The sequence below is a fragment of the Halorubrum sp. CBA1229 genome, from assembly GCF_003721435.2.
Classification (GTDB): Archaea; Halobacteriota; Halobacteria; order Halobacteriales; family Haloferacaceae; genus Halorubrum.
In genome coordinates this window covers 2,708,477-2,731,964 of the sequence record NZ_CP054585.1, presented here as the reverse complement: position 1 = coordinate 2,731,964, position 23,488 = coordinate 2,708,477, and the positions used below count along the sequence as shown (strand labels likewise).

General features: G+C 67.9%; 29 protein-coding genes and 1 tRNA gene. 9 read left to right on the top strand and 21 right to left on the bottom strand.

Translation table 11 applies throughout. From position 1 onward, the window contains the following. The first annotated feature begins 73 nt into the window (after positions 1-73). From Hrr1229_RS13795 to Hrr1229_RS13780, 4 genes are all read left to right on the top strand, one after another. Complete coding sequence (locus Hrr1229_RS13795) at positions 74-577, top strand: helix-turn-helix domain-containing protein (protein WP_123112365.1); 504 nt, start codon at positions 74-76, stop codon at positions 575-577. 153 nt (positions 578-730) lie between these two features. Beyond that, positions 731-1,633, top strand: coding sequence for a sulfite exporter TauE/SafE family protein (locus tag Hrr1229_RS13790; protein WP_123112366.1), 903 nt, complete (start codon positions 731-733; stop codon positions 1,631-1,633). A gap of 72 nt (positions 1,634-1,705) precedes the next feature. Continuing rightward, a complete protein-coding gene (locus Hrr1229_RS13785) occupies positions 1,706-2,392 on the top strand; it encodes an SCO family protein (protein ID WP_123112367.1) in 687 nt (228 codons plus the stop codon). Positions 2,393-2,437: 45 nt separating this feature from the next. Continuing rightward, entirely contained in the window at positions 2,438-3,094 is a 657-nt protein-coding gene (locus Hrr1229_RS13780) for a DJ-1/PfpI family protein (RefSeq protein WP_123112368.1), read from the top strand. A gap of 44 nt (positions 3,095-3,138) precedes the next feature. On the opposite strand, the gene Hrr1229_RS13775 is transcribed toward Hrr1229_RS13780, so the two are convergent. From Hrr1229_RS13775 to Hrr1229_RS13750, 6 genes are all read right to left on the bottom strand, one after another. Further along, on the bottom strand, positions 3,139-3,612 hold the full coding sequence (locus tag Hrr1229_RS13775) for a universal stress protein (RefSeq protein WP_123112369.1): 474 nt from the start codon (positions 3,610-3,612) through the stop codon (positions 3,139-3,141). A gap of 75 nt (positions 3,613-3,687) precedes the next feature. After that, entirely contained in the window at positions 3,688-3,990 is a 303-nt protein-coding gene (locus Hrr1229_RS13770) for a hypothetical protein (RefSeq protein WP_123112370.1), read from the bottom strand. Beyond that, entirely contained in the window at positions 3,987-5,273 is a 1,287-nt protein-coding gene (locus Hrr1229_RS13765) for a helix-hairpin-helix domain-containing protein (protein WP_123112371.1), read from the bottom strand. Before Hrr1229_RS13765 ends, Hrr1229_RS13770 begins: the two co-directional genes overlap by 4 nt. Next, positions 5,270-5,662: a hypothetical protein gene (locus tag Hrr1229_RS13760; protein WP_123114822.1), complete on the bottom strand. Its 393-nt coding sequence runs from the start codon at positions 5,660-5,662 to the stop codon at positions 5,270-5,272. The genes Hrr1229_RS13765 and Hrr1229_RS13760 overlap by 4 nt, the downstream gene beginning before the upstream one ends. Continuing rightward, complete coding sequence (locus Hrr1229_RS13755) at positions 5,652-6,242, bottom strand: hypothetical protein (RefSeq protein ID WP_123112372.1); 591 nt, start codon at positions 6,240-6,242, stop codon at positions 5,652-5,654. Before Hrr1229_RS13755 ends, Hrr1229_RS13760 begins: the two co-directional genes overlap by 11 nt. A gap of 86 nt (positions 6,243-6,328) precedes the next feature. Then, complete coding sequence (locus tag Hrr1229_RS13750; RefSeq protein ID WP_123112373.1) at positions 6,329-6,859, bottom strand: hypothetical protein; 531 nt, start codon at positions 6,857-6,859, stop codon at positions 6,329-6,331. 285 nt (positions 6,860-7,144) lie between these two features. Between Hrr1229_RS13750 and Hrr1229_RS13745 the strand changes: the two genes are divergently transcribed. Further along, positions 7,145-7,381: a hypothetical protein gene (locus tag Hrr1229_RS13745; RefSeq protein WP_123112374.1), complete on the top strand. Its 237-nt coding sequence runs from the start codon at positions 7,145-7,147 to the stop codon at positions 7,379-7,381. Between the two features lie 6 nt (positions 7,382-7,387). Here the strand turns inward: Hrr1229_RS13745 and Hrr1229_RS13740 are convergent, their stop codons facing one another. The 5 genes from Hrr1229_RS13740 to Hrr1229_RS13720 form a co-directional block, all read right to left on the bottom strand. Continuing rightward, complete coding sequence (locus Hrr1229_RS13740) at positions 7,388-8,245, bottom strand: hypothetical protein (protein ID WP_148041734.1); 858 nt, start codon at positions 8,243-8,245, stop codon at positions 7,388-7,390. Positions 8,246-8,721: 476 nt separating this feature from the next. After that, positions 8,722-9,051 carry a YMGG-like glycine zipper-containing protein gene (locus Hrr1229_RS13735; protein WP_123112375.1) on the bottom strand — a complete coding sequence of 110 codons (330 nt, stop codon included), beginning with the start codon at positions 9,049-9,051 and terminating at the stop codon, positions 8,722-8,724. After that, on the bottom strand, positions 9,052-9,384 hold the full coding sequence (locus tag Hrr1229_RS13730) for a hypothetical protein (protein ID WP_148041735.1): 333 nt from the start codon (positions 9,382-9,384) through the stop codon (positions 9,052-9,054). 302 nt (positions 9,385-9,686) lie between these two features. Further along, on the bottom strand, positions 9,687-9,893 hold the full coding sequence (locus tag Hrr1229_RS18245; RefSeq protein WP_255212513.1) for a hypothetical protein: 207 nt from the start codon (positions 9,891-9,893) through the stop codon (positions 9,687-9,689). 305 nt (positions 9,894-10,198) lie between these two features. Next, positions 10,199-10,272, bottom strand: a tRNA-Tyr gene (locus Hrr1229_RS13720). Positions 10,273-10,423: 151 nt separating this feature from the next. On the opposite strand from Hrr1229_RS13720, the gene Hrr1229_RS13715 reads away from it, so the two are divergent. Beyond that, positions 10,424-11,326, top strand: coding sequence for a hypothetical protein (locus Hrr1229_RS13715; protein ID WP_123112376.1), 903 nt, complete (start codon positions 10,424-10,426; stop codon positions 11,324-11,326). Between the two features lie 115 nt (positions 11,327-11,441). Then, the gene (locus Hrr1229_RS13710; RefSeq protein WP_123112377.1) at positions 11,442-12,032 is read left to right on the top strand and encodes an NAD(P)/FAD-dependent oxidoreductase; all 591 of its coding nucleotides are present in this window, start codon (positions 11,442-11,444) and stop codon (positions 12,030-12,032) included. 35 nt (positions 12,033-12,067) lie between these two features. Here Hrr1229_RS13710 and Hrr1229_RS13705 read toward each other — a convergent pair whose 3' ends face one another. The 5 genes from Hrr1229_RS13705 to Hrr1229_RS13685 form a co-directional block, all read right to left on the bottom strand. Continuing rightward, positions 12,068-13,300 carry an FAD-dependent oxidoreductase gene (locus Hrr1229_RS13705; protein ID WP_123112378.1) on the bottom strand — a complete coding sequence of 411 codons (1,233 nt, stop codon included), beginning with the start codon at positions 13,298-13,300 and terminating at the stop codon, positions 12,068-12,070. A gap of 190 nt (positions 13,301-13,490) precedes the next feature. Then, complete coding sequence (locus Hrr1229_RS13700) at positions 13,491-13,724, bottom strand: DUF2892 domain-containing protein (RefSeq protein WP_123112379.1); 234 nt, start codon at positions 13,722-13,724, stop codon at positions 13,491-13,493. 332 nt (positions 13,725-14,056) lie between these two features. Continuing rightward, the gene (locus Hrr1229_RS13695; protein WP_123112381.1) at positions 14,057-14,929 is read right to left on the bottom strand and encodes a sulfurtransferase; all 873 of its coding nucleotides are present in this window, start codon (positions 14,927-14,929) and stop codon (positions 14,057-14,059) included. Positions 14,930-14,999: 70 nt separating this feature from the next. After that, the gene (locus tag Hrr1229_RS13690; protein WP_123112382.1) at positions 15,000-15,425 is read right to left on the bottom strand and encodes a universal stress protein; all 426 of its coding nucleotides are present in this window, start codon (positions 15,423-15,425) and stop codon (positions 15,000-15,002) included. A gap of 90 nt (positions 15,426-15,515) precedes the next feature. After that, positions 15,516-16,193: an SdpI family protein gene (locus tag Hrr1229_RS13685; protein ID WP_123112383.1), complete on the bottom strand. Its 678-nt coding sequence runs from the start codon at positions 16,191-16,193 to the stop codon at positions 15,516-15,518. A 26-nt stretch (positions 16,194-16,219) separates the two neighbouring features. Here Hrr1229_RS13685 and Hrr1229_RS18240 point away from each other — a divergent pair, with 26 nt between their 5' ends. Then, positions 16,220-16,351 carry a hypothetical protein gene (locus Hrr1229_RS18240; RefSeq protein ID WP_255212512.1) on the top strand — a complete coding sequence of 44 codons (132 nt, stop codon included), beginning with the start codon at positions 16,220-16,222 and terminating at the stop codon, positions 16,349-16,351. An 11-nt stretch (positions 16,352-16,362) separates the two neighbouring features. Here Hrr1229_RS18240 and Hrr1229_RS13680 read toward each other — a convergent pair whose 3' ends face one another. The 3 genes from Hrr1229_RS13680 to Hrr1229_RS13670 all read right to left on the bottom strand — a co-directional run bounded on the left by Hrr1229_RS13680 (position 16,363) and on the right by Hrr1229_RS13670 (position 20,163). Beyond that, on the bottom strand, positions 16,363-16,911 hold the full coding sequence (locus tag Hrr1229_RS13680; protein WP_123112384.1) for an N-acetyltransferase: 549 nt from the start codon (positions 16,909-16,911) through the stop codon (positions 16,363-16,365). Next, the gene (locus tag Hrr1229_RS13675) at positions 16,908-18,185 is read right to left on the bottom strand and encodes a TIGR00300 family protein (RefSeq protein ID WP_123112385.1); all 1,278 of its coding nucleotides are present in this window, start codon (positions 18,183-18,185) and stop codon (positions 16,908-16,910) included. Before Hrr1229_RS13675 ends, Hrr1229_RS13680 begins: the two co-directional genes overlap by 4 nt. 97 nt (positions 18,186-18,282) lie before the next feature. Next, a complete protein-coding gene (locus Hrr1229_RS13670) occupies positions 18,283-20,163 on the bottom strand; it encodes a site-2 protease family protein (protein ID WP_123112386.1) in 1,881 nt (626 codons plus the stop codon). 166 nt (positions 20,164-20,329) lie between these two features. Between Hrr1229_RS13670 and Hrr1229_RS13665 the strand changes: the two genes are divergently transcribed. Then, positions 20,330-20,572 (top strand): hypothetical protein, encoded by a 243-nt coding sequence (locus Hrr1229_RS13665; protein ID WP_123114823.1) that lies wholly within the window; start codon positions 20,330-20,332, stop codon positions 20,570-20,572. 67 nt (positions 20,573-20,639) lie between these two features. Here Hrr1229_RS13665 and Hrr1229_RS13660 read toward each other — a convergent pair whose 3' ends face one another. Together Hrr1229_RS13660 and Hrr1229_RS13655 are read right to left on the bottom strand one after the other, a co-directional pair. Further along, positions 20,640-22,313 carry a methyl-accepting chemotaxis protein gene (locus tag Hrr1229_RS13660; protein ID WP_123114824.1) on the bottom strand — a complete coding sequence of 558 codons (1,674 nt, stop codon included), beginning with the start codon at positions 22,311-22,313 and terminating at the stop codon, positions 20,640-20,642. 158 nt (positions 22,314-22,471) lie between these two features. Beyond that, positions 22,472-23,455 carry a 5,10-methylenetetrahydromethanopterin reductase gene (locus tag Hrr1229_RS13655; protein ID WP_123112387.1) on the bottom strand — a complete coding sequence of 328 codons (984 nt, stop codon included), beginning with the start codon at positions 23,453-23,455 and terminating at the stop codon, positions 22,472-22,474. Positions 23,456-23,488 lie beyond the last annotated feature (33 nt).

The following is a 23,488-nucleotide window of genomic DNA, read 5'->3' as shown; positions in this document are numbered from 1 at the left end:
CCGGTCGCTCCCGCGCGGATAGAACGCGCGGGCCCGTTTTAAACACCGACCCGGTAGCTCGAGATAAGCACCCATGTCGGACACCAGAGCCCGGGTCCGTCGACACGTCCGCGACACGCCCGGCGTCCACTTCAACCGGGTGAGCCGCGACCTCGACATCGCCACCGGACAGGCGCAGTACCATCTCCGCCGCCTCGTGAGCGACGACGAGGTCGCCGTCGAGCGGATCGGCGGCCGCGCCCACTACTTCGACCCGGCGTTCGACCCGTGGGAGCGACGGGCCGTCGCCTTCCTCCGTCGCGAGACCGCCCGCGGGATCCTCGTCCGGCTCCACGCCGAGGGGCCGACCCGCCCCGCGACGCTCGCCGACGAGCTGGACCTCGCGCGGAGCACCGTCTCGTGGCACGTCTCTAACCTGGCCGAAAGCGGGATCGTCGAGCGGTCCGACGACAGCCCGATGCGCGTCTCGCTCGCGCGCCCCGAGCAGACCGCGGCGCTCCTCGACGAGGTGTCGGGGTCGCTCCCGGACCGGATCGTCGATCGGTTCGTTCGGACCGTCGACAGCCTCCTCGAGTGAGCGGCGTCGCCGTCAGTTCGTCCCGTCGCCGCCGTCGCGTTCGTCGATCGCACCAGATCCGTTAGGGCCGCCGCGCGCGACCGATCGATCATGAGCGGGTTCGGGGATGGTATGCGTGGACTCGGAGACGGCATGCGTGAACTTGGAGACGGCATGCGTGAACTCGAGGGCGGCGTCGACTCGCTCGACGTGACGTCGCACGTCCCCGCGACGGCGACGTGTGAGCCCGCGGGGACGATCCACTCGGCGGAGCCGCTGAGCCTCGGCGTGTTCCTGCTCGTGGGGCTCCTCGGCGGCGCACACTGTATCGGCATGTGCGGCCCGCTCGTCTCGACGTACGCGGACCGACTGCGGGACGGCGCCGCCGGCGACGGCGCCGACCGCGGCGCGAGCGGCTCCGGCGGCCGCGGTCGCGCCGGCGGCCGCGGTGATCTCACCGTGCGACAGGTGCGCCAGCACGCGCTGTTCAACCTCGGGCGGACCGCGAGCTACGCCGCGATCGGGGGCCTGTTCGGCCTCGCCGGGAGCCTCGCGTTCGTCACGGGTCGCACCGTGACGACGGTCGCCGACGACGTGCACGCGCTCACCGGCCTCGTGGTCGGGGCGGTCGTCGTCGCGATCGGCGTGCGGTACGCCCTCCGACTGGAACTGCAGCGGATCCCGGTCCCCGGGATCGAGGCCGCCTCCGGGGTCGTCACGGATCGGATCGTCCCCCGGGTCGACGCGTGGGTCGGTAACTGGCGGATCGTCGGGCTCGGCGCCGCGCACGGGCTCCTGCCGTGTCCCCTGTTGTACCCGGCGTTCCTGTACGCGTTCGTGCAGGGGAGCGCGCTCGGCGGCGCGGCCGCGCTCGCCGCGTTGGGCCTCGGAACCGTGCCAGCGATGTTCCTCTTCGGCACCGCGTTCGGGTCGGTGAGCGTCGAGACCCGCATGCGGCTCCACCGGGCGCTGGGCGTCGCCTTCGTCGCCCTCGGCTACATCCCGCTCCAGCACGGGCTCGCGACGCTCGGCGTCCCGCTGCCGCACCTGCCGATCCCGTACTACTCGCCTTTATAAAGGGACGAGCCGAGTGCGGCGTTCGACGCCCGCACCAGACCGGTTATGCGACCGGCGTCCGTCGGATCGGGTATGCAACGGCGAGCGGTACTCGGCGGAATCGCCGCGGCGACGATCGGCGCGACCGCCGGATGCACGTCGGTGCTCGGCGGCGAGCCAGAAGGTGTCGTGCTCGGGCCGCAGGAAGACCAGCTCGCGGACAGCGAGGACCTCGCGTACCCCGCGTACGGCGAGCCGCTCCCCGCGTTCGAGCTGCGCGACCCGATCGCCGGGATCACCATCGACAGCGAGGCGCTTAACCGCACCGCGATCGTGACCGGGGTGTTCACCTACTGCCCCGTGGAGTGCGGGATCCTCCTGCGGCGACTGGTCGGCGTCCAGCGACGCGTCGCCGACGCTGGACTGACCGACGAGACGGTGTTCCTCCCGATCACGTTCGACCCCGAACGCGACGACGCGGCGGCGCTCCGCGAGAACGCCGAGACGATCGGCGTCGACCTCGACGCGGGCAACTGGCACTACCTCCGCCCGGAGAGCCCGGAGCGGGCGAAGGCGATCGTCGAAGACCGGCTCGGGATCGGCTTCGAGAAGACGACCGAGAGCGAGCGGCTCCCCGGCTACGACTTCACGCACGCCGTCGTCACCCTGCTCGTCAACCCCGACGGGATCGTGGAGCGCGCGTACCGCGGCGAGCAGATCGACCGCGACCGCGTCGCCGGCGACATCGAGACGGTCGTCGAGGCGTTCGACGAGGAGTGAGCCGTCGGGGGAACGCACAAGCCCTCCGCCCCCCTCCGGGTCGGTATGGACGTCGACGTGCTGCTGTACGACGGCTTCGACGAGTTGGACGGGATCGGCCCGTACGAGGTGTTCGACTACGCGCTGGGCTACGCCGCCGAGGGCGGGGACCGCGCCGGGCGCGTCCGGTACGTGACCCTCGACGAGCGCGAGTCGGTGACCGCGAGCCACGGGACGCGCGTCGGCGTGGACGCGACTATGCCCGGACCGGACGCCGGCGAGGCCCCCGACCTGCTGGTCGTCCCCGGCGGCGGGTGGAACGCCCGCGACGAGGAGGCGAGCGCGTGGGCGGAGGCGCAGAAGGGGGACGTGCCCCGCGCGCTCGCCGCCCACCACGCGGCCGGCACGCGCATCGCCTCGGTGTGTACCGGGTCGATGCTGCTCGCGGAGGCCGGCGTCACCGACGGGCGGCGCGCGGTCACCCACGCCGGCGCGATCGACGAACTGCGCGAGTCCGGCGCCGAGGTCGTTGACGCGCGCGTCGTCGACGACGGCGACCTGCTCACCGCGGGCGGCGTAACCTCCGGTATCGATCTGGCCTTATATATCGTCGAGCGGGAGTTCGGCCGGGAGATCGCCGACCGCGTCGCCACCGTCATCGAGTACGAGCGTCGGTACGCGGTCGCCGGTCCGGACGGGGAGAGCGCCGAGCGGTCGGAGTAGGGAGTCGAGCGCACACGGAGAGCGTTTCCGCCGCGACCGCGGTCTCAGTCGTCGCCGTCGTTGGGCAGCGGGGCGCCGGACCCGTCGTCCTCGGCCTCGTTGCTCGTGGTCTCGCCGTCGGCCGCGACCGTGATGACGGTGCAGTCGAGCTCGCTGCGGAGGAACGCGTCGATGTCGGGATCGGAGAGGAGCTTCTGGACCATCCGCCGCCAGCGACCCGCCTGCTTCGAGCCGATGACGACGACGTCGGCCTTCTCGGCGACGATCTCCTCCAAGATGGTCTCCTCGACGAGGAACCCACGCCGGACGACGTACCGAGCCCGGTCCACCTTGCCGATCCGGTTCTCGACGGCGCGCTTGAGGTCGCTGCGGGAGACGCCGCCGGAGTTCTGATAGAGGTCCACGTGGAGGACCGTGAGGTCGGCGCCGCGCTCCTCCGCGACCCGGACCGCCTCCCGCAGCGTCGCCTCGGAATGCGACGACGGCGGGAACCGGACCGGGACCACGACAAGAGTCATGTCCGTAAGGTTGCATGCGGGGGATAAATACGCTGTCGGTGCGAGTGACCGCACTGATAATTGAGTCCCCGCCGTTCAGACGACGGGAGCGCCGGCGAACGCCGCGAACCGCTCCGGATCGAACCGAACTCCGCCGACGGCGTCGATCCACGGGAGCCGCCCAAGCTGTCTCGCGCGCCCGTGCGGCAGGCGAACGACCGCGAATCCCGACTGGTGGTGGAGCACGAGCCGACCGGAGGTCCCCACCAGTCCGAGCAGGCCGGTGACGAACGCCTCGTGGTCGACCGCGTCCCGCCGCTTCACGAAAAAGAACCCCTCCGCTTCGGGATCGGGCCCGTCGACCTCGATCGACGCGCCGAACCGCTCCGCGACGCTCATCGGGCCCCCGCCAGTTCCGTCGCCTCCTCGATCCAGCCGGCGGCCCTGCTCGTCGACGCCCGGGTGATCTCGGCGACGGTCTCCGGGTCGAGCGCCGCCAGCTGCGAGACGTTCCGGACGCCCTTCTCACGAAGTCGGCCCGCGTACGTCGGGCCGATCCCGGAGACCGCTTCGAGCGCGATCGGATCGCCGCCGCCCAGCCGCCGCTGGAGTGCGACGATCTGCTCGACGGGGATCGACAGCTCCGCGGCGAGCTCTTCGGGATCTAACGCGATCAGCGACTCGAGGTCCGTGACGCCGGCTCGCTGAAGCCGTTCGACGACAGCGTCCCCGTTCTCGGGGGCCACGTCGACGATAGCCCGTCTGAACGCCTCCATGCGGGCTCGCTCGTCGTCGGCCTCGGGACTCTCCGACCGGTCGGCGTCGTCGGACGGCGACGAGCCCGCGTCGTCGCCCTCGCTTCCCGCGTCGGCGTCGGGCTCGGGTGTCGGTTCCGCGTTCGGCTCGGTCGCCGAACTCGACTCGCTCGCCGCCCCCGACTCGCTCTCCGGCGCCTCGGCGAGGACGAGGTCGACCGGCGACCCTGGTTCGGCGACGGCGTACGGCTCGGGGAACTGTTCGACGACGGTCCCCGGTGGAGCGTCCGGATCGACGGCGCGCTCGACCGCGCCGACAGTCAGGTCCGCCGCGGCGAGCCGGCGTGCCGCGACTTCGTGCGGCTGCCCCCGCAGGTCCGGTACGTCGGTGTACGTCGGACCGGCGGCCTCCGGCTCGCCGCGAGGCGCCCGCAGCCGGAACGAGACCTCGCTGAGGTTCGCCGACACCGACGACTCGTCCAGCGACGGCAGGTGCATCCGGATTCCGTCGTCGGTCTGGATCACGTTCGTCTTGAGCGTGAAGTCGACGTCGTCGACGCGATAGCGCTCGCTCGCCAAGTCGTCGTCGACCTCTTCGAGCGCCGCGCCGAGGTTCGAGAAGACCTGTTTCGGCTCCACCGCCGGTCGCTGGGCCTCCAGCTCTCCGACCCGCTCCCGCAGCTCCTCGCGCTGGGCCTCGACCTTCGAGAGCTGGCGTTCGAGGGCGGTCCGCTCGCTGCGAACGTCCAGCACGTCCGCCTGCAGGCGAACGAGCGACTCCTGCTGTTCGGTGACGAGCCGTTCGACCGCCGCCCGCTCGACCGTCTCGAACTTGTCGACGTCGAGTTGCGGGATCTCCTCCAGCTGGAACGTCTCGGCGAAGCGAGTCGCGCCGGCGTCGAACGTGAACCGATCGCGTTCGCTCATAGGCTTCGGGACTCCGGCGGAACGGGAGCGATGCGGAGTCGCACTTCGCTGGCGATCTCGGCGTCGAGGTCGTACTCGTCCGCGGTCCGGTGGTTCAACGGAACGGCGCTCACGACCGGCTTGTAGGCGCGGACCTCGTCGGTCTCCGGATCGCGGATCTCCCGTCCCTCGATCGACAGCGTCATCTCCAGGTCCGCCTCGACGTCGGCGAACCTGAGCCACGACGCGTCGAGGTCGTACGCGAGGCTCCCGTCCTCGATGTCGCGTTCGATCGACCGCTGGACCGCCATCGACCGCCGGTCCAGCTCCTCTTGGCCCTCGGCGACCGAGAACGCGACCGTCCGGATGAACTCCTTGAGCGGTCGCGCGAGCCACTGGTCAGTCGGCACGCTCGCCTCCGTCGACGGCGTCCAGCGCCTCACCCGTCGCGTCCGGTCCGACCGCGGCCGGGGTGGGAGTCGGTTCGAGCCGCGCCGCGAGCCGAGCGTTCGCGCCGGCCTCGCGGTCGAACGTCCGGCGGTCGATCACGGACTGCGTGCCGGCGCGGAGCTCGTGCGCCCGATCCGCGCGCTCGGATTCCACACGCTCGGTGTCCGAGCGGCCGTTCTCCGAGCGGTCGCGTTCGGCGACGCTGACATCCATCTCGACTTCGATCGTCGCGTCGCTGAATCGGTAGTGGGCGGGGGTGACCCCGAGCTCGAGCAGGGACCGCCGCTCCGTCGCCGCCGTATCGGTCGTGACCGTTCCGTCCGGCTCGATGGTGCGAGTCAGCGACGGGACGACCTCGATCTCGGTCTCCGCGAGCGACGCCGCCGTCTCCGCGGTCTGCCTGTCGAGCGCGGTCTGGGCGTCGGCGACGCCCGTGGCGAGCAGGGAGACGAGGTCGTCGAACGGGATGTCCGAGACCGTTTGGGTCGATCGATCGGGAGCGGTACTGCGCGGTGGTCGGTGATGTGCTCGTAGCGGCATGGATATGGGTGTCTCGGCGTGGTTCAGGCGTCGCCCGCGAGAGCCGCGCTCACGCCGGCGGCGACCGGAGACCGAGTCGGTCGCGGTTATTCGGTCGTCTCTGCGTCGGCCTCGGGGCGGTTGTCGACCGTCTCGACCTCGGGGAAGAGGTACGGCGGCTCCGGCACCGGGACCATCGTGGTCTTCAGCTTGCTCGTCCCGTGGACCTCCTTGCCGAACTTCCGGTTGTGGCTCACGTCTGTCTGGATGCTGCCGCCCCACAGCCCGAATCCCGCGTGCGCCTCGGCGCTGACGTCGATGTTCGTCTCCCGCTCGGTGGTCGTCTTGATGTCCATCTCGACCTCGATGACGGCCTCGGAGAACTGGTAGAACGTCGGGAACAGCCCGGCCTGCAGCAGCGAGGTCTCGATCGGGGACGCCTCGGAATAGGTGACGTCGCCGTCCGAGTCGATCGTCCGCGTGATAGCCGGGACGACGTCGATCTTCGTGTCGGCGAGGACCTTCGCGACCTCGACCGAGTTCATGTCAAGCTGGTTCTGCGCGTCTGCGATGCCCTGGCCCATGCTGGCCACCATCTCAGGGAACGGTACGTCGAGGAGTTCTTGTCCTACGGACATTCTTAAGTATTATTCATAATAGATATTAAACTAGTATGTAATAAATTAGAGGAGTTGTTCTTGGTTTTTGCGGGATTAACCGTGCTCGCGCTGTATGTCGGCGGCCTTCAGGTGTCACAGATTCCGACTTGGCAGCGCGCTCCGGTCCTAGCGTCTGCCTGAAAGCCACCATTTCCTTCGCGCTTTGCTCCACATTCGTCTGCTGTGTCCTACCTAGCGGTACACCTCACTCTATCGGGTGTTTAAATAAAGACATAAGACATATGGGGTGAGTAAATCTGAAACATGTCTCTGCTGGAGGCCTATCGCGCGGATCTGCGAGAGTTGGTCGCTGCCCTCAACGATCATGGTATCTTCCGACCCGGTGAACGTGAAGCGTGGAACGAGGGGATCGAAGAGGCCGACGAGATGGCCGAGCTGCAGCGGACCGGCGAGGCGCTACACGAGGCGATGCTGGATCGGGAGGCCGTCGAGGATGTCGTTAGCGAGTACACCGAAGAGCGGACGCAGGCGTTCGTCTAAATTCTGCTATCTATCCTCGCTGTTTTCAAGTTGTACTTCCCTAATGTGGTAGGTTGAGACATAGTGCTGACGAATGTCTCTCAGAACGCGCTCAACCTCTGATCTCTTTTCGACCAATTCAGATCGTTTGTTCTGTAGTTCAGTTAGTTCGTCAATATAATTACTGCGGATGGATCGAAAGTACTCTTTATTCTCTTTCACTTCCCAATTCCGATCCCAGTTTTGCTCAATCACACAATTAGCATACATCTCATACCTAGATTCGATCGTCCATTTATTTTTGTCAAATGATCCATCGATGCTTTCAATCCACTCCCTTTTATCATTTATAAAATTATCTTGAATGTGTTTTCTTATTTTATTCTTAATCTCAGATCGGTTATCCGAATATTCACCGTAGAGATCAGCGTATTCCTTACACAGTTCGACAACTTCCGTACTATCTCGCTCTATATCTTTTCGAACAGGCTCATCCATTGGAATGGACGCATTACTAAAGCTCAAATAGAGTGATTCAGTATTTTCAGATGAATTATTTTCCCAAGTATACTCTGGGAGAGTGGTTCTATCGTCCGTTCCCTCTCGGGAATCTGTGGACTGGTGCCTCTCTACAATTGAAAGCATCGGATCAATCCCATCTCTAATGATTTCAACGATTGCTCCTCTCTCCCTGCCTTTTCGTGTCTCCTCAACTGTTTCACGAAGTTGGTAGGAGTACCACGCTGTGATCGCGACCAATACCACAGTTGAAATTGCTTGTAGATTTTCGGGACTCTGATAGCGATATGTGTATCCAATCAGAGCTAAACCAGCAACAAGGAGGGCATAGAAAAGATGAGTGGACTTGAGATAGTTACCCAACATAAGATTAATTCGGAATAACTTCCGCGATGTCACCGCCCCAATAGTGCATCAATTGTCTGGATCGATTGACGATTGTTATTAATCCGTATACTGCGATTAGAAGCGTGATTCCTAGAACGAGCCAGAAGTCAAGTCCCGTTAATCCATGTTCCCACTCGTTTAGTGTGATCCCCTCTAGCAAAAGTCGAGAGATCCGTAGTGAAATGAATATCTGAACGTATTCTGCTGCTAGACTGAATAGTGGCCCCCCGAGGTCACCAAGGAAAGATGAGAATTCTTGCTGAGAGTCAAATGTTCTAATCAGATCGTTATCTTGGCTGAATCGATAGACAATAAGGCCATAGATGACGAGAGAATAGATCTGAATGGCTCTGACAGCATCTTGGAGATACCGTTCTGCGAAGGTGCTGAAGTATGACTCGTAGGACAGAAAGAACACCACAGCTGCCAAGCTGACTGCTACAATAAGGGGAAGTTTACTCGAAGAAGATGTCTTTTCCATAGAATTCCTCTACCCGCTGTTGGTCCTCATTATCCGACACACTTCCCAGCACACCACCTACCCCTGCTCCGATAGCAGCTCCGACTGGACCTGCGAGGGCACCTGTTGCCCCACCGAGAAGAGTTCCAATTGCGGCAGAGTTTCCATCTGGCTCTGCCTCTAATTGATTCCTATTGTAGAATTTTTCCTGGTCACAATGTCCACATTTGAGTCTGAATGATGCAGGATAATCTGTTCGTTTGTCCCGCACATCATCAAGATAAATTTTCTCACCGCACTGGCTACACTCCACGTAAACTTTCATTTACGCCGGAGTGAGGGTGCCAGAGGCGGACAAGTGGTTTCTAACGGTGTCTTCAACTTGTTTCACGTTCTGTTTCGATTTGCCCCAGTCGATAATCTGTGAGGGTGACCGACTTGCAACTTCCACCTTTCCAGGCGTGATCTGTATGTAGATCTCCTCACCCCAAGACAAAAGACTCGGTTGTGATTTTGCTTCAATCAGTTCGTATCCAGGATCGCTTTCTCTCTCAATAATCTCGACCTGATTATTTTTGAGAGATTCTGCTACTGCTTCTGCAACCTCCCCAGGTGAAACCGTCTCGGGCAGTTCTATTTCCGCTTGTGCGTTGGTCATTTTGGGGTCTCAAACGCGATTTCGGTTGTGGCCCTATCGATTTACGTCGAGTGCACGACTCGTGTGTATGCACACATTCTATTCCAAGGATGTTATAGCTTTTCTCGTTGCAAGTGGGTCTGAGTTCTCTCCCTACCGGATACAACTCGGGATTAGCATACTAAGAAAGGTTTGAGCAATCTCAAACCCGATCACCCATCAGCAGATAATCAGCGATCCCCCTCAAATCTACTCACAAGTGGATAAATGAGACGCTTCCATAACCTGATCCAGCGGCGTCGGATACGGCGTCATGTGCTCAATCACGCCATCAAGCGCGACCAGCAGGCCAATAACGCGAAGCCGGCGCCGGTCGCCGGGTAGTACGGCCAGATCGACGCGAACCCGAACAGCGCCAGCGCCACGCCGACGTAGAAGTGGTGCGGCGCGAGGGCGTCCCCGTCCGGCTCCTCCTCGGGGTCGAAGACCTCACTTATCGCTGGCTTCCTCCATCGCGGTCTCCTCGTCAATACCCGGCGGGGGACGATACGGGAGCTTCCCCAGCACGAGCCACCCGAACCCGCGGAACCGCTCCTGCGCGAAGCAGATCAGAGCATATGGCCCTCGCTAGAAAGGTCACGAGAGCAACATCGGTGTGCAATACGACCCGACTGGAAAGGAAGTCCGCCCTCCCCGAATTGAACTCGCCGAGACAGTCCGGGCGTGCGGCTCGCTCCGCTCGCCGTTCCGGGCTGTGACTCGTCTGCTCAATTCAGGTCGGTCGTCCCTCACGGACAGCAACCGTTCGCTGTCGCTCACGGTTGCTGAGGTTCAGTCCGCCCTCCCCGAATTGAACGGGGGACAAGTCGATCTACAGTCGACTGCTCTACCAGGCTGAGCTAAGGGCGGTTACCGTATTCTAGCCGCCGGATTCAACTTAAGGGTTCCCTTTCAGCGGAGGTGTGATCCGCCGTACCGCGGGCGCCTCCGGCTCCGGCGTCGTCGCTCCCTCCCGCCCGCCGCGCGCGGTTTTTAAGTCGCTCGCGGCGGGAGCGGGCGTATGGCCGACGGCGACGACAGACAGGCGACGTTCGGGTCCGACGGGAGCTTGGAGACCGACACGACGCCCGACGCGACCGGCGAGAACGACTTCGACGAGCCCAAGGAGCCGAACGAGACCGACGGCGGCTACAACCGCTACGCCGTCTCCAGCCTGCTCCAGAAGGCCGTGCGCCGCTCCGACGAGGAGGTCGCCGCGTGGGCCGCCTGGGAGCTGGCCCGCTCCGGCTACGCGTGGAACCTCTGGGACCGCCTGACGCTGTACGTCGTCGAGGACCTCCGCGCCGGCAGCGACGTCGCCCTCACCATCGAGCGCTACGAGGAGCTCGCCACCGAGCGCTGGGAGCCCGCCGAGTGGAAGGGCCGCCTCTGCGCGATCCACGCCGCGCTGGCGGCGGCCCGCGCGCAGTCGACCCGCGAGGGCCCCAACGCCGACGAGTACTTCCGGGCCGTCGCCGACGTCCGCGCCGAGGCCCGCGAGCGCGGCGAGGAGCCCGCCCACGACTTCCCCGTCGGCGACCTCGACCCCGGCGGCGAGTTCGACGCGATCTTCGACGGGCACACCGGCGAGGGGTCGAAGCTGGGACGCGGCACGCGCTTCTTCAAGACCCGCGGCGCGCGGGTCGGCCCGGAGGGCGAGGGCGAGCACAGCGCCCGCTGGCAGCGCCTCGCGATGATCCTCGACGCCGAGCGCGACTACGACGCCGCCGAGCTCGACCGCGCGGTCGAGCCCGTCGACCCCGACGACCCGTGGCACGAGCCCGAGGAGATCGGCGGCGAGGCCGAGCGAAACGACGCCGACGAGGAGAGAGACGACGCCGACGAGGAGAGAGCCGACGCCGACGCCGGTGACCGAGCCGACACCGACGATACGCGCGGGTCGCTCTCCGACTTCTCGTCGTAGCTCTCGGCGGTCTCCGTCCGGCGCGCTCCGCCGCCGGCGACGCCGCGCGCGTGAGTACCGCACCCGCGTCACCGGTTCCGCCAACGCTTATCACGCCGCGACCGGAATGACGGCCATGGCAGACGTAGCTATCGTCGGCGGCGGACCGGCCGGACTCAGCGCGGGACTGTTCGCCGGGAAGAACGGGCTCGACGCGGTCCTGTTCGACACCGACAAGACGTGGATGCACAAGGCGCACCTGTTCAACTACCCCGGGATCGGCTCGGTCGGCGGCAGCGAGTTCCTCGCGACCGCCCGCCAGCAGGCGGACGACTTCGGCGTCGACCGCCATCAGGGCGAGGAGGTCACCGACGTCGCCGAGTCGGGTGACGGGTTCGCGGTGACTACCGAGTCCGACGAGTACGAGGCCGACTACCTCGTGCTGGCGACGGGCGCGAGCCGCGACCTCGCCGAGTCGCTCGGCTGCGCGCTCGGCGACGACGACACGGTCGAGGTCGACGTCTCCATGGAGACGACCGTCGACGGGGCCTACGCGACCGGCGGGATGGTCCGCGCCGAGGAGTGGCAGGCGGTCATCTCGGCCGGCGACGGCGCCGCCGCCGCCCTCAACATCCTCTCGAAGGAGAAGGGCGAGCACTACCACGACTTCGACGTGCCGGACACTGCGACCTCGGTGTTCGGCGGCCTGATCGACGACGGCGAGTAGTCGGCACGGTCTCGCCGCCCCCGAATCTCCTCTTTTCAATCGTCGGCAGCGGCGTCGACGACGCCGGCGTCGGTCGGGTTCGCCCCGCCGTACCGCGCGACGAGATCGTCGAGCCGGTCGGGGTCGTCGGCGCCGGGGAGCCGCTCCGTCGCGGTTTCGCAGTCGGCGTCGACGCCGAGCCGCTCGCAGACGAGGTCGCTCGTCGCCTCGGCCATCTCCCTGTAGGTCGTCAGCTTCCCGCCGACGACGGTGTGGAGGTTCGCGACGCCCTCGTCTGCGTGGTCGATCACGCTGAACCCGCGAGAGATCCCCCGTCGGTCCGAGCCGGCCTCGTCGGGCGCGTAGAGCGGACGAACGCCCCACCACGTCCGGACCGTCGGCGCGTCGGCGACCGCGGGGAGCATCGCCGCGCACTCCTCGACCGACCGCTCCACCTCCCAGTCGGCGCGCTCGTACTCGTCGGGGTCGTCGACCGGGACGCTCGTCGTGCCGAGCACGGCCTCCCCCTCGTGGGGGACGACGATGTCGCCGTCGTCGGGGTCGCGACACCGGTTCAACACCGGGTCGAGACCGTCGTACTCGACGGAGATCATCACGCCGCGGCTCGGCGCCATCCCCACCTCGACGCCGGCCATCTCGGCGATCCGGTCGGCCCACGCCCCCGTGGCGTTGACGACGTGGTCCGGTTCGAGGGTCGCGTCGACGTCGCCGCCGAGGCGCACGCCGGAGACCGCGCCGTCGTCCGTTTCGATGGCCTCGACGGGCGCGTCGATGCGGACGGCGGCGCCGTGTCGCTCGGCGTCGGCCGCGTTCGCGGCGACGAGTCTGGACGGGTAGATCACCCCGTCCGGCACGCGGAACGCCTCGGCGACGTCCTCGGAGAGGCCGGGAACGACCGCCCGCGCCGCGTCGCCGTCGAGCCGCTCGGTCTCGATGCCGACCTCCTCGCAGGCGTCGATCTTCTCCTCGAAGTAGTCCGGGTCGTCGCCCGAGAGGCGGACGAACAGCCCGCCGGTCTCGCGAACGCACGCGCCGGCGATCTCGCGGAGCGTCCGGTTCTCGCGGAGGCACTCCTCGGCGCCGGGCGCGTCGGCCTCGGCGTACCGGGCCCCGCTGTGGAGCAGGCCGTGCGAGCGCCCGGAGGTGCCGCTCCCGAGCCCACCGCGGTCGACGAGGGTCACGTCGACGCCGCGGAGCGCGAGGTCGCGGGCGACCCCGGCCCCGGTCGCGCCGCCGCCGATCACGAGGACGGTCGGGTCGCCGCTCACGGGCGGTCACCTCGGTCGCCGAAGCGGTTCGACGCGCGCACCCACGCGGGGGTCGTCAGTCTGTCTCGCAGACTCATGTCACACGTTACGACTACCCACACTTGAGGGTGCCGTCGCCGCCGGTCCGAAAGTCGCCGAGAAGTACCGTTTCAACGCTGCTGTCCGGACGCGACCGGACCAGCCGAGCGCTCTATCGCGAGCCGCTCGCCGACGCCGGACACGTGTCGACGCCGAGCAGCGAGTAGAGCAGACAGGTGCCGCTCGCGGCAGTCCCGAGCATGAGCAGCGACGCGACGCCGAGGACGGGCGCGGCGAGCGCCGGCAGCGGAACCGCCCCGGCGAGGGTCGCGAGCGAGGCGACACCGAGCACCGCACCGAGGGCCGTTCTAACGCGCTTATCCGTCGCACCAACGTTCTGGTTCATACTTCACAATACGACACACAAGCGTAAATACGTTCGCACGCGTCGCCGGGTCAGTCGTCCTCGTCGAACGCGGACAGGTCGGTCTGACGGCCGCGGTCGTCACCGGAGGCCGGCGCTCCGTCGCCGGTCGATCCGGACGGGGCCGTCCCGTGTTCCTCGGCGATGGCCCTCGCGGCGTCGGCGCGTCGCCCGGACCGCCCGCGGCCTCCGCCTCGTCTTCCGCGACCATGATCGATCGCCGGTTCGGGCTCTCGGCGCAAGGGCCTGTCGGCGGCTTCCCCGCTTGGCGACGTATTTACGTAGCGTCACGAGTCGACGGCGGTGACCGCCGCCTACTCGCCCGTCTCGATCGGCGCGCCCACGAGGTTCCCCCACTCGGTCCACGAGCCGTCGTAGTTGCGGACGTCGTCGTAGCCGAGCAGCTCGTGCAGGAGGAACCACTCGATCGACGAGCGCTCGCCGACGCGGCAGTAGGTGATCGTCGACTCGTCGCCGTCGACGCCGGCCTCCGAGTACAGCTCGCGGAGCTCGTCGGCGCTCTTGAACGTGCCGTCCTCGTTCAGCGTGGTCCCGATCGGGACGCTGCTGGCGCCGGGGATGTGGCCGCCGCGCTGGGCCGTCTCGTTGAGCCCCTCGGGCGCGATGACCTCGCCGGAGAACTCCTCGGGGGAGCGGACGTCGACCATCGGGATCCCCTCCTCGATCGCCTTGTCGATGTCGTCCTTGTACGCGCGGACGCTCTCGAAGGGGCCGCGGGCCTCGTAGTCGCGCGGCGTGAAGTCGGGCTCCTCGGTCGTGAGCGGGTAGTCGTTGTCGACCCAGTATCCCTTCCCGCCGTCGATCACGCGGACGTCCTCGTGACCGTAGTACTTGTAGATCCAGTAGCCGAACAGCGCGAACCAGTTGGGGACGCGGCCGCCGCCGTAGACGACGACCGTCGTGTCGGCGTCGATGCCGGCCTCGCCGTTGCGGGCCGCGAAGTCCGCCTTCGAGACGATGTCGCGCTCCGTCTCGTCGGTGAACACCTCGTCCCACTCGAAGTTCAGCGCGCCGGGGATGTGCCCCTCTTCGTACGGCGTGTACTCCGACTCGTCGGTGACGGTCGGATTGTTGATCTCGACGAGCCGCAGATCGGCGTCGTCGTCTTGGAACGCGTCGAGGTTCGATTCCACCCAGTCCGCCGTGACGAGTACGTCCTCGGACATCACTTCGTGTTACGCGGGCAACGGTTTTGAACTCCCGGTAATGGTGGTCCTTGCCGTGGTCTCTGACGCTCTACCGGATCACCGTCACCGGCACGTCGGCCTTGTCGACGACGCTCTTCGCGACGCTGCCGACCACCTGTTCGCGCTCCTCGCTCAACCCCCGGTGCCCGACGTAGATCGCGTTCACGTCCGCTTCGCTCGCGTACTCCGAAATCGCGTCTGCCGGGCGACCGGTGAGCAGCTGCGTCTCCACGTCGATCGGCTCGTCGCCGACCGCCTCCTCCGCGATCGTTCTGGCGTTGGCGAGAACCCCCTCGCCGGCCTCGACCGCGGCCTCCTCGCCGGGGAGGACGATCGTCCCGTCGATGAGCTCCGAGTCCGGGGTCAACACGTGGACGATCTCGAGGGTCTCGTAGAACGCGACCGCCTGTCGCGCGGCGTATCGGACGGCCTCGTCGCTTTCGTTCGATCCGTCTGTGGCCACGAGATAGCTCATACCCGGAGATGGCGCCGGCTCGCATTTAACTCCTGTCCGGCGTTCTCGGCTCCTGAATGCGCAGGCGCACCGTCTCCGGCGCCGTCGACGCTACGACTCCGAACCCGGACCGCTCGGGCCGTCGCCGTCACCCTCGATCCGTGAATACGCCACGTACGAGTACGCCGCGGTGACCACCGCGGCCGCCACCACCGAGGCGACGAGGAGAGGGACCGCGTACTCCCCGAACCCCAGCCCCGCGACGCCGACGGCTGCGGCGAGCTTGAACAGCCGTCCGCCGAGCCGATGGGTCCGGTCCCAGACCGCGTCGCTGCTGAGCGTCCACGGCGTGCGGATCCCCATGAACCAGTTGCGCTCGGTCCGCGGGAGCACCGCGCCGACGTAGTACACGAGGAGCGAGACGGCGGCCACGAGGAGCGACGTGAACGGGAACTCGTAGCCGAGGTTGAACGCGAGGATCCCCGCGTGGACGACGAGGAGGAACGCGGTCAGCGCGACGACGAACCAGTCGTAGGTCGGGCGGAACGCGGCGACGTTCTCGCGGAGCGGGTCGATCCGCGGCAGGGCGGCCAGAAGCAGGACGAGACCGGCCATGATCGCCGGGGAGAGCCAGACGGCCGTCGCCCGTGGGAGGGTCCCGGCCGGTCGCCCCGCGGCGTCCCAGTTCGTGACCACGCGCTCGGGGAGGGAGGGCGCCGCGACGGCGCTCAACGCGGCCGCGATCAGCACGAGCCACGCCGCCGCGGCGAGCCGATGAACGGTTCTCATACCGTCGCCCGACGCGCGCTGCGCCTATGAACGTGTCCACGGATACGGGCATGGGCGCGTCCACGGATACGGGAATGAGCGGGTCCACGGATACTGGGATGAGCGCGTCCACGGATACGAGTCAGCGGAACCGCGGCGGCTCGGACGGGGACGAGTGAGAAGAGACGACTCAGCCGTCGAGCGGCCGAGCCACCATCTCCCCCCACGACTCGAAGCCGTGGCGGTCGTAGAACCCCTTCGCGCGCTCGTTCGCGGGGTCGACGTCGAGCACGAGGCGGTCGAGCGGGAGCGACTGGTCGGCCGCGAGGTCGACGGCGGCGGCCATGAGGTCGTCGGCGACGTCCGCGCCCCGGTGCGCCGGAGCGACGTAGAGCTCGTTGAGCACGGCCGCGTCCCAGATCATCGCGAGCCGCTCGGGGAGGACAAAGACGTAGCCGACGACCTCGCCGGCGGTCCCGTCGCCGCCGCGGTCCCGGCCGGCGGTCCCGTCGTCGCCCCCCGCCACCGCCACCGTCACGCACCACTCGTCGTCCGCGACGCACCGCCCGACCCACGCGAGCCAGCGCTCGCGGTAGCCGTCGGTGAGCTTCCCCTCGTAGGCGGCCGCCTTGTCGTCGCCGCCCGTGTTCTCGCCGAGCCCGCGCTCGAAGGCGAGCTTGCAGTCGTAGAGCCCATCGGCGTCGGTTGCGGGGTCGTACGGTCGGAGCGCGACCGTCATCGGTCGCCTCCACCGGCCGGGGCGGTCGCGTCGCCGCCCTCCCCCAGCACGAACTCGGCGAGCTTGGGGACGAAGGTCCCGATGTCGGTGACCATCCCGACGGCCTGCGCCGAACCGCGGTCGAGCAGCTGGGTGACGGTCGCGGGATCGATGTCGACGCAGACGGTCTTCGTCGTCGACGGAAGGCAGTTCCCGACGGCGACCGAGTGGAGCAGCGTCGCGAGCATGATCACGATGTCGGCCTCGTGGGCCTGCTCGCGGATCGCGTCCTGCGCCTCGACGGCGTCCGTGATCGTGTCCGGGAGGGGGCCGTCGTCGCGGATCGAGCCCGCGAGCACGACGTCGACGTCGCGCTCGACGCACTGGTACATCACGCCCTCCGTCACGACGCCGTCCTCGACCGCGGCCTCGATCCCGCCCGCCCGGATGATCTCCGAGATCGTCCAGATGTGGTGTTTGTGCCCCTTCCGCGGGTGTTCGAGCGTCTCGACGTTCATCCCGAGCGACGTGCCGTAGATGGAGCGCTCGAGGTCGTGGGTCGCGAACCCGTTCCCGGCCGAGAGCGCGTCGACGTAGTCGGCCTCGACGAGGTCCGCGAGCGCGTCGCCCGCGCCGGAGTGGATCACCGCCGGCCCCGCGACGACCATGACGTTTCCGCCCGCGCGCTTCACCTCGCGGAGCTCCGCCGCGACCTCGCGGATGGTGGACTCCGACGGGCGCTCCGAGGAGACGCCGCCCTGCATGAAGCCGAACGCGCCGCCACCGCTGCGGGGTCGCTCAGGGGGGCGCACCCGGATCCCCGACTGGTCGGTCGCGATCAGGTCGCCCTCGTCGACCGCGTTGAGCACCTTGGTGTACGCTCGCGGCTCTCCGTCAGGCCCGCCGTCGGGGTCCACAACCAGCGCGCAGTCCATCTCGATCCGCTCGACCTCGATCCACTCGCCGTCGTACAGCACCTCGGTCGGGTGGTTCGTCGTCGAGTAGAAGTCGGGCGGGACGACCTTGTCCGCGGGGGCCGCGACGAGGTCGACCTCGGAAGGGCTCTCCAGCACCGCGCCGTTCTGGTGGAGCTCGTGGAGGATGGCCTGGAGCGTTTCCGAGTCGTCGGCCGAGACCGTCAGCCGGCAGTACGACTCCTCGTCCTCGTGTTTCCCGACGTCGAACCGCTCGACGTCGAATGAGCCGCCCAGATCCATCACCGCGCCGAAACAGCGCTGCATCGTCCCGCTGTCGATGATGTGTCCCTCGATCTCGACGGTGCGTTCTTGGCTCATACCGCACCGTTTCGGCCCGCGGAGAAACCCGTTTCCCTCTCGCGGAACCGGTCCGCGAGCAGACGCCGCCGGCGAGGCGGAGCGCGCCCGCCGGCCGTCAGATCAGCCCGAGCGCCGCGAGGATCTGGTTGCCGAACACCATCGCGATCAGCCCGGCGAGCATGACGAGCCCGGACGAGACCGTGATCGTGCGGACGGCGGCGTGCCGGTCGGAGAGCGGGATCCGGCTGACCACCGCCTCGGCGACCATCCGGAGGATCCGCCCCCCGTCGAGCGGGAACGCTGGCAGGCAGTTGAACAGCGCGAGCTGGATGTTGATCCAGCCGGTCCAGAAGAGGAGGTTCGCGAGCAGGAAGACCCCGCCGCCGAGCGCGCCGAGCGCCCCCTCGACGACGAAGAAGTTGGTCACCTCGCCGGTGAACCCCGCGAAGTTGAACGGGAGCCCGAACAGGCTGCCGAGCGGGAGGATCAGCGAGACGAACACGAGCCCGAGCGGCGAATCGGTCAGGCCGCCGAGCGCCATCCCGTCTCCCGCGGCCTCGCCGCCGTCGCCGCCGAGCAGTTCGAGGTACGCGCCGGCGGGGTACTCGGAGACGCCGAAGTCGTCGAGCGCGAGCCCGCTGGAGCCGGGGAACACCGAGACGCCCACGAACCCGCCGTCGCGGTTCGGGTGCGGGGCCAGCTCGACGTCGTATGCCTGCCGCTCGTCGTCGCCGTCGTACGCGATCACCTCGACGGTCGCGCCCGGCTCGCGCTCGCCGAGGACGCCCGAGAGCGCGTCCGCGTCGTGGATCCGCTCGCCGTCGATCGAGACGATCGTCAGCGGCGCGCCGGGCGCCGCGCCGGCGTCGTCGAGCGGCCCGTCTTCCTGCACGCCGAGCGCGTACGCGCCGACCGGGATCTCCGCGGTCGTGGCGTTGGCGTCGCTGGCGTTGCCGCCGCTTCCATCGGCGGCCGCCACCGACACCGTGGCGCGCTCCGCGTCGCCGACGGCGTCGTAGAACTCGCCCTCGGTCGCCACCGGCTCGCCGTTCACCGACTCGATCGTCAGCGGTGCGTCGGTGATCGTCACGCCGAGGGGGTTGCCGCCGGCGGAACCGACCGCGTGCAGCTGCCGGCTCACCTCGACGGTCCGCTCCCCGTCGCCGTCGTCGGCCGTGACCGTCACCGTGTCACCGGCATCGGCAAGCGCTGCCTCGAACTCGGCCGCCGTGTCGACCGGGGCGCCGTCGACCTCGACGAGTCGGTCGCCCGCCGCGAGACCGGCCGCGTCGGCCGGCGACCCGGGGGTCACCTCGCCGACGGCGTATCCCGGAGCCGGCGATATCGCGCCGACCACGGGGCCGAACAGCAGCGCGAACACGACAACCGTGAGCAGCGTGTTGGCGGTGACGCCGGCCGCGAACATCCGGGCGCGGCCGCCGCGAGACGCCTCCTGCGTCGCCTCCTCGTTCGGCTCGACGAAGGCGCCCACGGGCAGGACGGTGAAGAAGACGAGCCCCATCGACTCGATGTCGATCCCCTCGACGCGGCACAGCAGGCCGTGCGCGCCCTCGTGGATCACCATCGCGACCGCGAGGCCGGCGACGATCTCCGGCGCGACCGACAGCGGGAGGAAGTCGTTGACGCCGGGGATGATGAGGAAGTTCTGCGGCTGCTGGATGGCGGAGGGCTGAGCGGTGTTCAGCGCCGAGGCCGCCGACGAGAGGATCAGGAAGAAGGACCCGACCATCGCCACTAAGGCCCCGCCGAGCCCGAGGTTCGCGAGCCCGCGCCAGAACCGTTTCGGGGCCGCGAGCCGGTCGAGGAACTCGCGGCCGCGGAGCGTCCGGAGGGTCAGTACCGGGCCGGAGACGCCGACCGACTCCGGGAGTATCCCGCGGTTCCGGAGCCACAGCGCGGCCGCGGAGTAAGCGAGGACACCGGTGAGGACCCACAGGAGCGTGTTCTCGGCGAACAGGTCCGTCAACGCGTTCATTACCGACTGATCCGTGTCCGTCGGGTGTAAGACGTTCGGTTACCGGAACCGGGTCGGGAGGGACCGCTATCGCGACGGCGCTCCCCGGAGCCGCGGCGCGGTCACCGCCGAACGAGGAACGGCCGGGAACTCAACACCCAAGTACCCCGCGGAGAAACGTTGGATCATGTTCGCGCTCATCGACTTCTTCGCACGGCTGGTCGGCGACGTCGGCCGCTTCGTCGACGTCTTCCTGAACGACCTCATCCTCGGCGCCGGAGACCCCCTCTCAGCGCTGCTCGTCCTCGTCGGACAGGTCCTGATCGTCGCCTCCGTGGCCGCGCTCGGCTACACCGCTGTCGGGGCGCTCCTCCAAGAGATCGGCGTGACGCTTCCCTCGCTGGGCGGCCGCGGGCGGTCGGAGCAGTAAGTCGCGATCGATTCGGTAAGCCGCCGTCGATTCGGTAGGTCGCCGTCGCCCGGAGTCGCGACCGGTATCAGTCGTCGGTCGGAGTCGGCCGCGTCTGTGCGCCCGATCCGGACTCCGACTGCGCGCCCGCTCCGGTCGAACTCGACGCCCCCGTAGCGCGCTCGGCCGGCACCTCGAACCGGTCGAGCCGCGCGAGCAGCTCGTCGGACCGATCGGAGAGCGCGTGTGCCCTGTCGGTCACCTCCGAGACGCTCGCGGTCTGCTCCTCCGCCGCCGCGGCGACGGTCTCGGCCTCGGTCGCGGTCTGGCCGCTCACCGACGCGACGTCCTCGACCATGTCGACGACCTCCTGCGTCGTCCGGGCCTGGTCGTCGGTCGCCTCGCTGATCTCCTGGACCGTCTCGTCGACGACGGTCACGTCCTCGACGACCTCCTCGAACTCCCGGAGCGTGGACTCGACGGCGCCGACGCTCTCGGACACCTGCGACTCCATCGCGTCGACGTCGTCGGCCGTGTCGGCCGAGGCGGTCTGCACCTCGTCGATGCGGTCCGAGATCGCCGCGGCCTCCTCCCGGGTCTCCTCGGCGAGCGCCTTCACCTCGTCCGCGACCACCGCGAACCCCTGGCCGGAACCGTCGGCCCGGGCGGCCTCGATCGAGGCGTTCAGCGCGAGCAGGTTCGTCTCCTCCGCGATTCCGTCGATCACGGCAGCGATCTCGTCGATCTCGCCGATCCGGTCGACGAGGTCCTCGACCGCGGTCGCCGTCTCCCCGATCCGGGATTCGAGCGCTTCAAGCTCCGCGATCGCCTCGGCGGCCTCCTCTCGTCCGTCCCGCCCCCGGTCCGCGGCGCTCCGGGCGGTCGTCGCCGCGTCGTCGGCGGAGGCCGCGATCTCTTCGACGGTCGCCGAGAGCGTGCTCATCTCGGCCGAGACCGCCTCCAGGTCGCTCGTCTGTTCGCTCGCGCCGTCCGAGATCTCCTGTACCGACCGCGCCACCTCCTCGCTCGCGTCGTCGACCTCGTCCATGCTCGCCCGCACGTCGTCGCTCGCCGCCGCGACGTCGTCGGTGAACGAACGGACCTCGCCGATCGTCCCGCCGAGCGTGGCGACGAGCCGGTTGTAGTTCTCGACGAGGTCGTCGTATCTGTCGTCGTCGGTGGCGAGCGATTCCGCGTCGATCGTCGCGGTGAGGTCGCCGTCCTGCGCGCGCTGAGCCGCGTCGTCGAACGCGTCGACCACCGACTCCAGCTCGGCCGTGTACGCCGTCATGTTCGCGGCCATCTCGTCGAGGGCGTCGCCGAAGCCGCCCGGCACCTCCTCGTCGAGGACCGGATCGTCGAACTCCCGCGCCGCGAGCGCCTCGGCCTGCGCCGAGACGGTGCCGAGGTAGCGCTCGACCTCGGCGAACGAGTTCACGAGACTCCCGATCTCGTCCGGCTGGTCTGCGCCGACCGCCCCCGCGGGGCCGCGGCTCTCCGCCGCTCGGACGTCGCCGGCCGCGATCGCGTCCGCCCCGGCCTCCAACCGCTTGAGTGGCGCGACGAAGTCCCGCCGCACGATGAGGAGGGTGTTGTAGATCGCAGCGATCGCTCCGAGGAACAGCGCTCCGGAGACGGCGGACGCGAGCGTCCCGGAGAAGAGGATCGGCGTGAGAAAGATCCCGACGGTGACGAGAAACTGGATCCCGACGGCCGTCACGATCTTCCGCTCTATCGATTCGGAGACGCCGAGACGGTCCATCGTCCCCCAGAGGAGCGACTCGTACCGGTCCCGAACCCCCGAGCGTTGCTCTCGGTCTGTCGACATGCCTCGAACTGTGTGGAACCGGCTTAAGAACCTCACCCCCGAGTTCTCACGAGCGATTCTCTGTTCCCCGGTCGTGAGATCGTCCGGTGTTTTTAAAAGAGACCGTCGACGGCGTCGGCCGCGAGGTCGACCGCCGACTCCAAGTCCGGGCCGAGCGGCGACCCGACGACGAGTCCGTCGGCGTGCTCCGCGACGGCGGCCGCGCGCTCGCGGACGGTCTCGGGCGAGCCGGCCATACAGAAGGCGTCGACCATCTCGGGGGTGACGAGGTCGAACGCCGCGGAGAAGTCGCCGGTCGAGACGCGATCGCCGATCTCGCTCGCCGCGTCGGCATCGATCCCGTGCCGCTGCAGGACCGGCGGCGCCGCGCCCGCGGTGATAAAGGCGACCGGCGGACGGGCCGCCTCGCGGGCCGCGTCCTCGTCCTCGTCGATCGAGACCGCGGCGTACGCGATCAGGTCGAAGTCGCCGCGATGGTCCGGTCGGTCTCCGAGCCCGTCGTCGACCTGCTCGCGGGCCCAGGCGAGGTCCTTCGGGTGGGAACCGTTGTACAGCAGGCCGTCGGCGTGCTTCGCGGCCATCCGGCACATGTGCGGGCCCTCGCCGCCGACGTGGACCGGAATCGCGGCGCCCTGCGGCGGCTCGTAGTTGAGCCCCGCCTCGCTGGCGTCGAAGGTGCCGTCGTGGTCGACGCGCTCGCCGGCCCAGAGCTTCTGAGCGGTCTTGAACGCCTCCAGGACGGGGCGGAGCCCGCGCTCGTCGGCGAGCTCGAGGTTCGCGAGCGTGGAGGGGTCGCCGGGGCCGACCCCGAAGACGGCACGCCCCTCGGAGAGCTCGTCAAGGGTGGCGACCTTCGAGGCGAGCGTCACGGGATGTGTCTCGTACGGGTTCGCGACGCCCGGGCCGACTCGGACCGACTCCGTGGCGGTCGCGAGCTGCGAGAGGAACGCCCACGGGTCGCGGTTGTTGTAGTGGCACGTCGAGTAGACGGCGTCGTAGCCGGCCTCCTCGGCGCGGACGCCGAGGTCGACGAGGCGGTGCAGGTCGTGTTCGGGAGTGAGTTCGATGCCGAGCATGTCAGGTGTCCTCGTAGCTCCGTATCAGCGGTC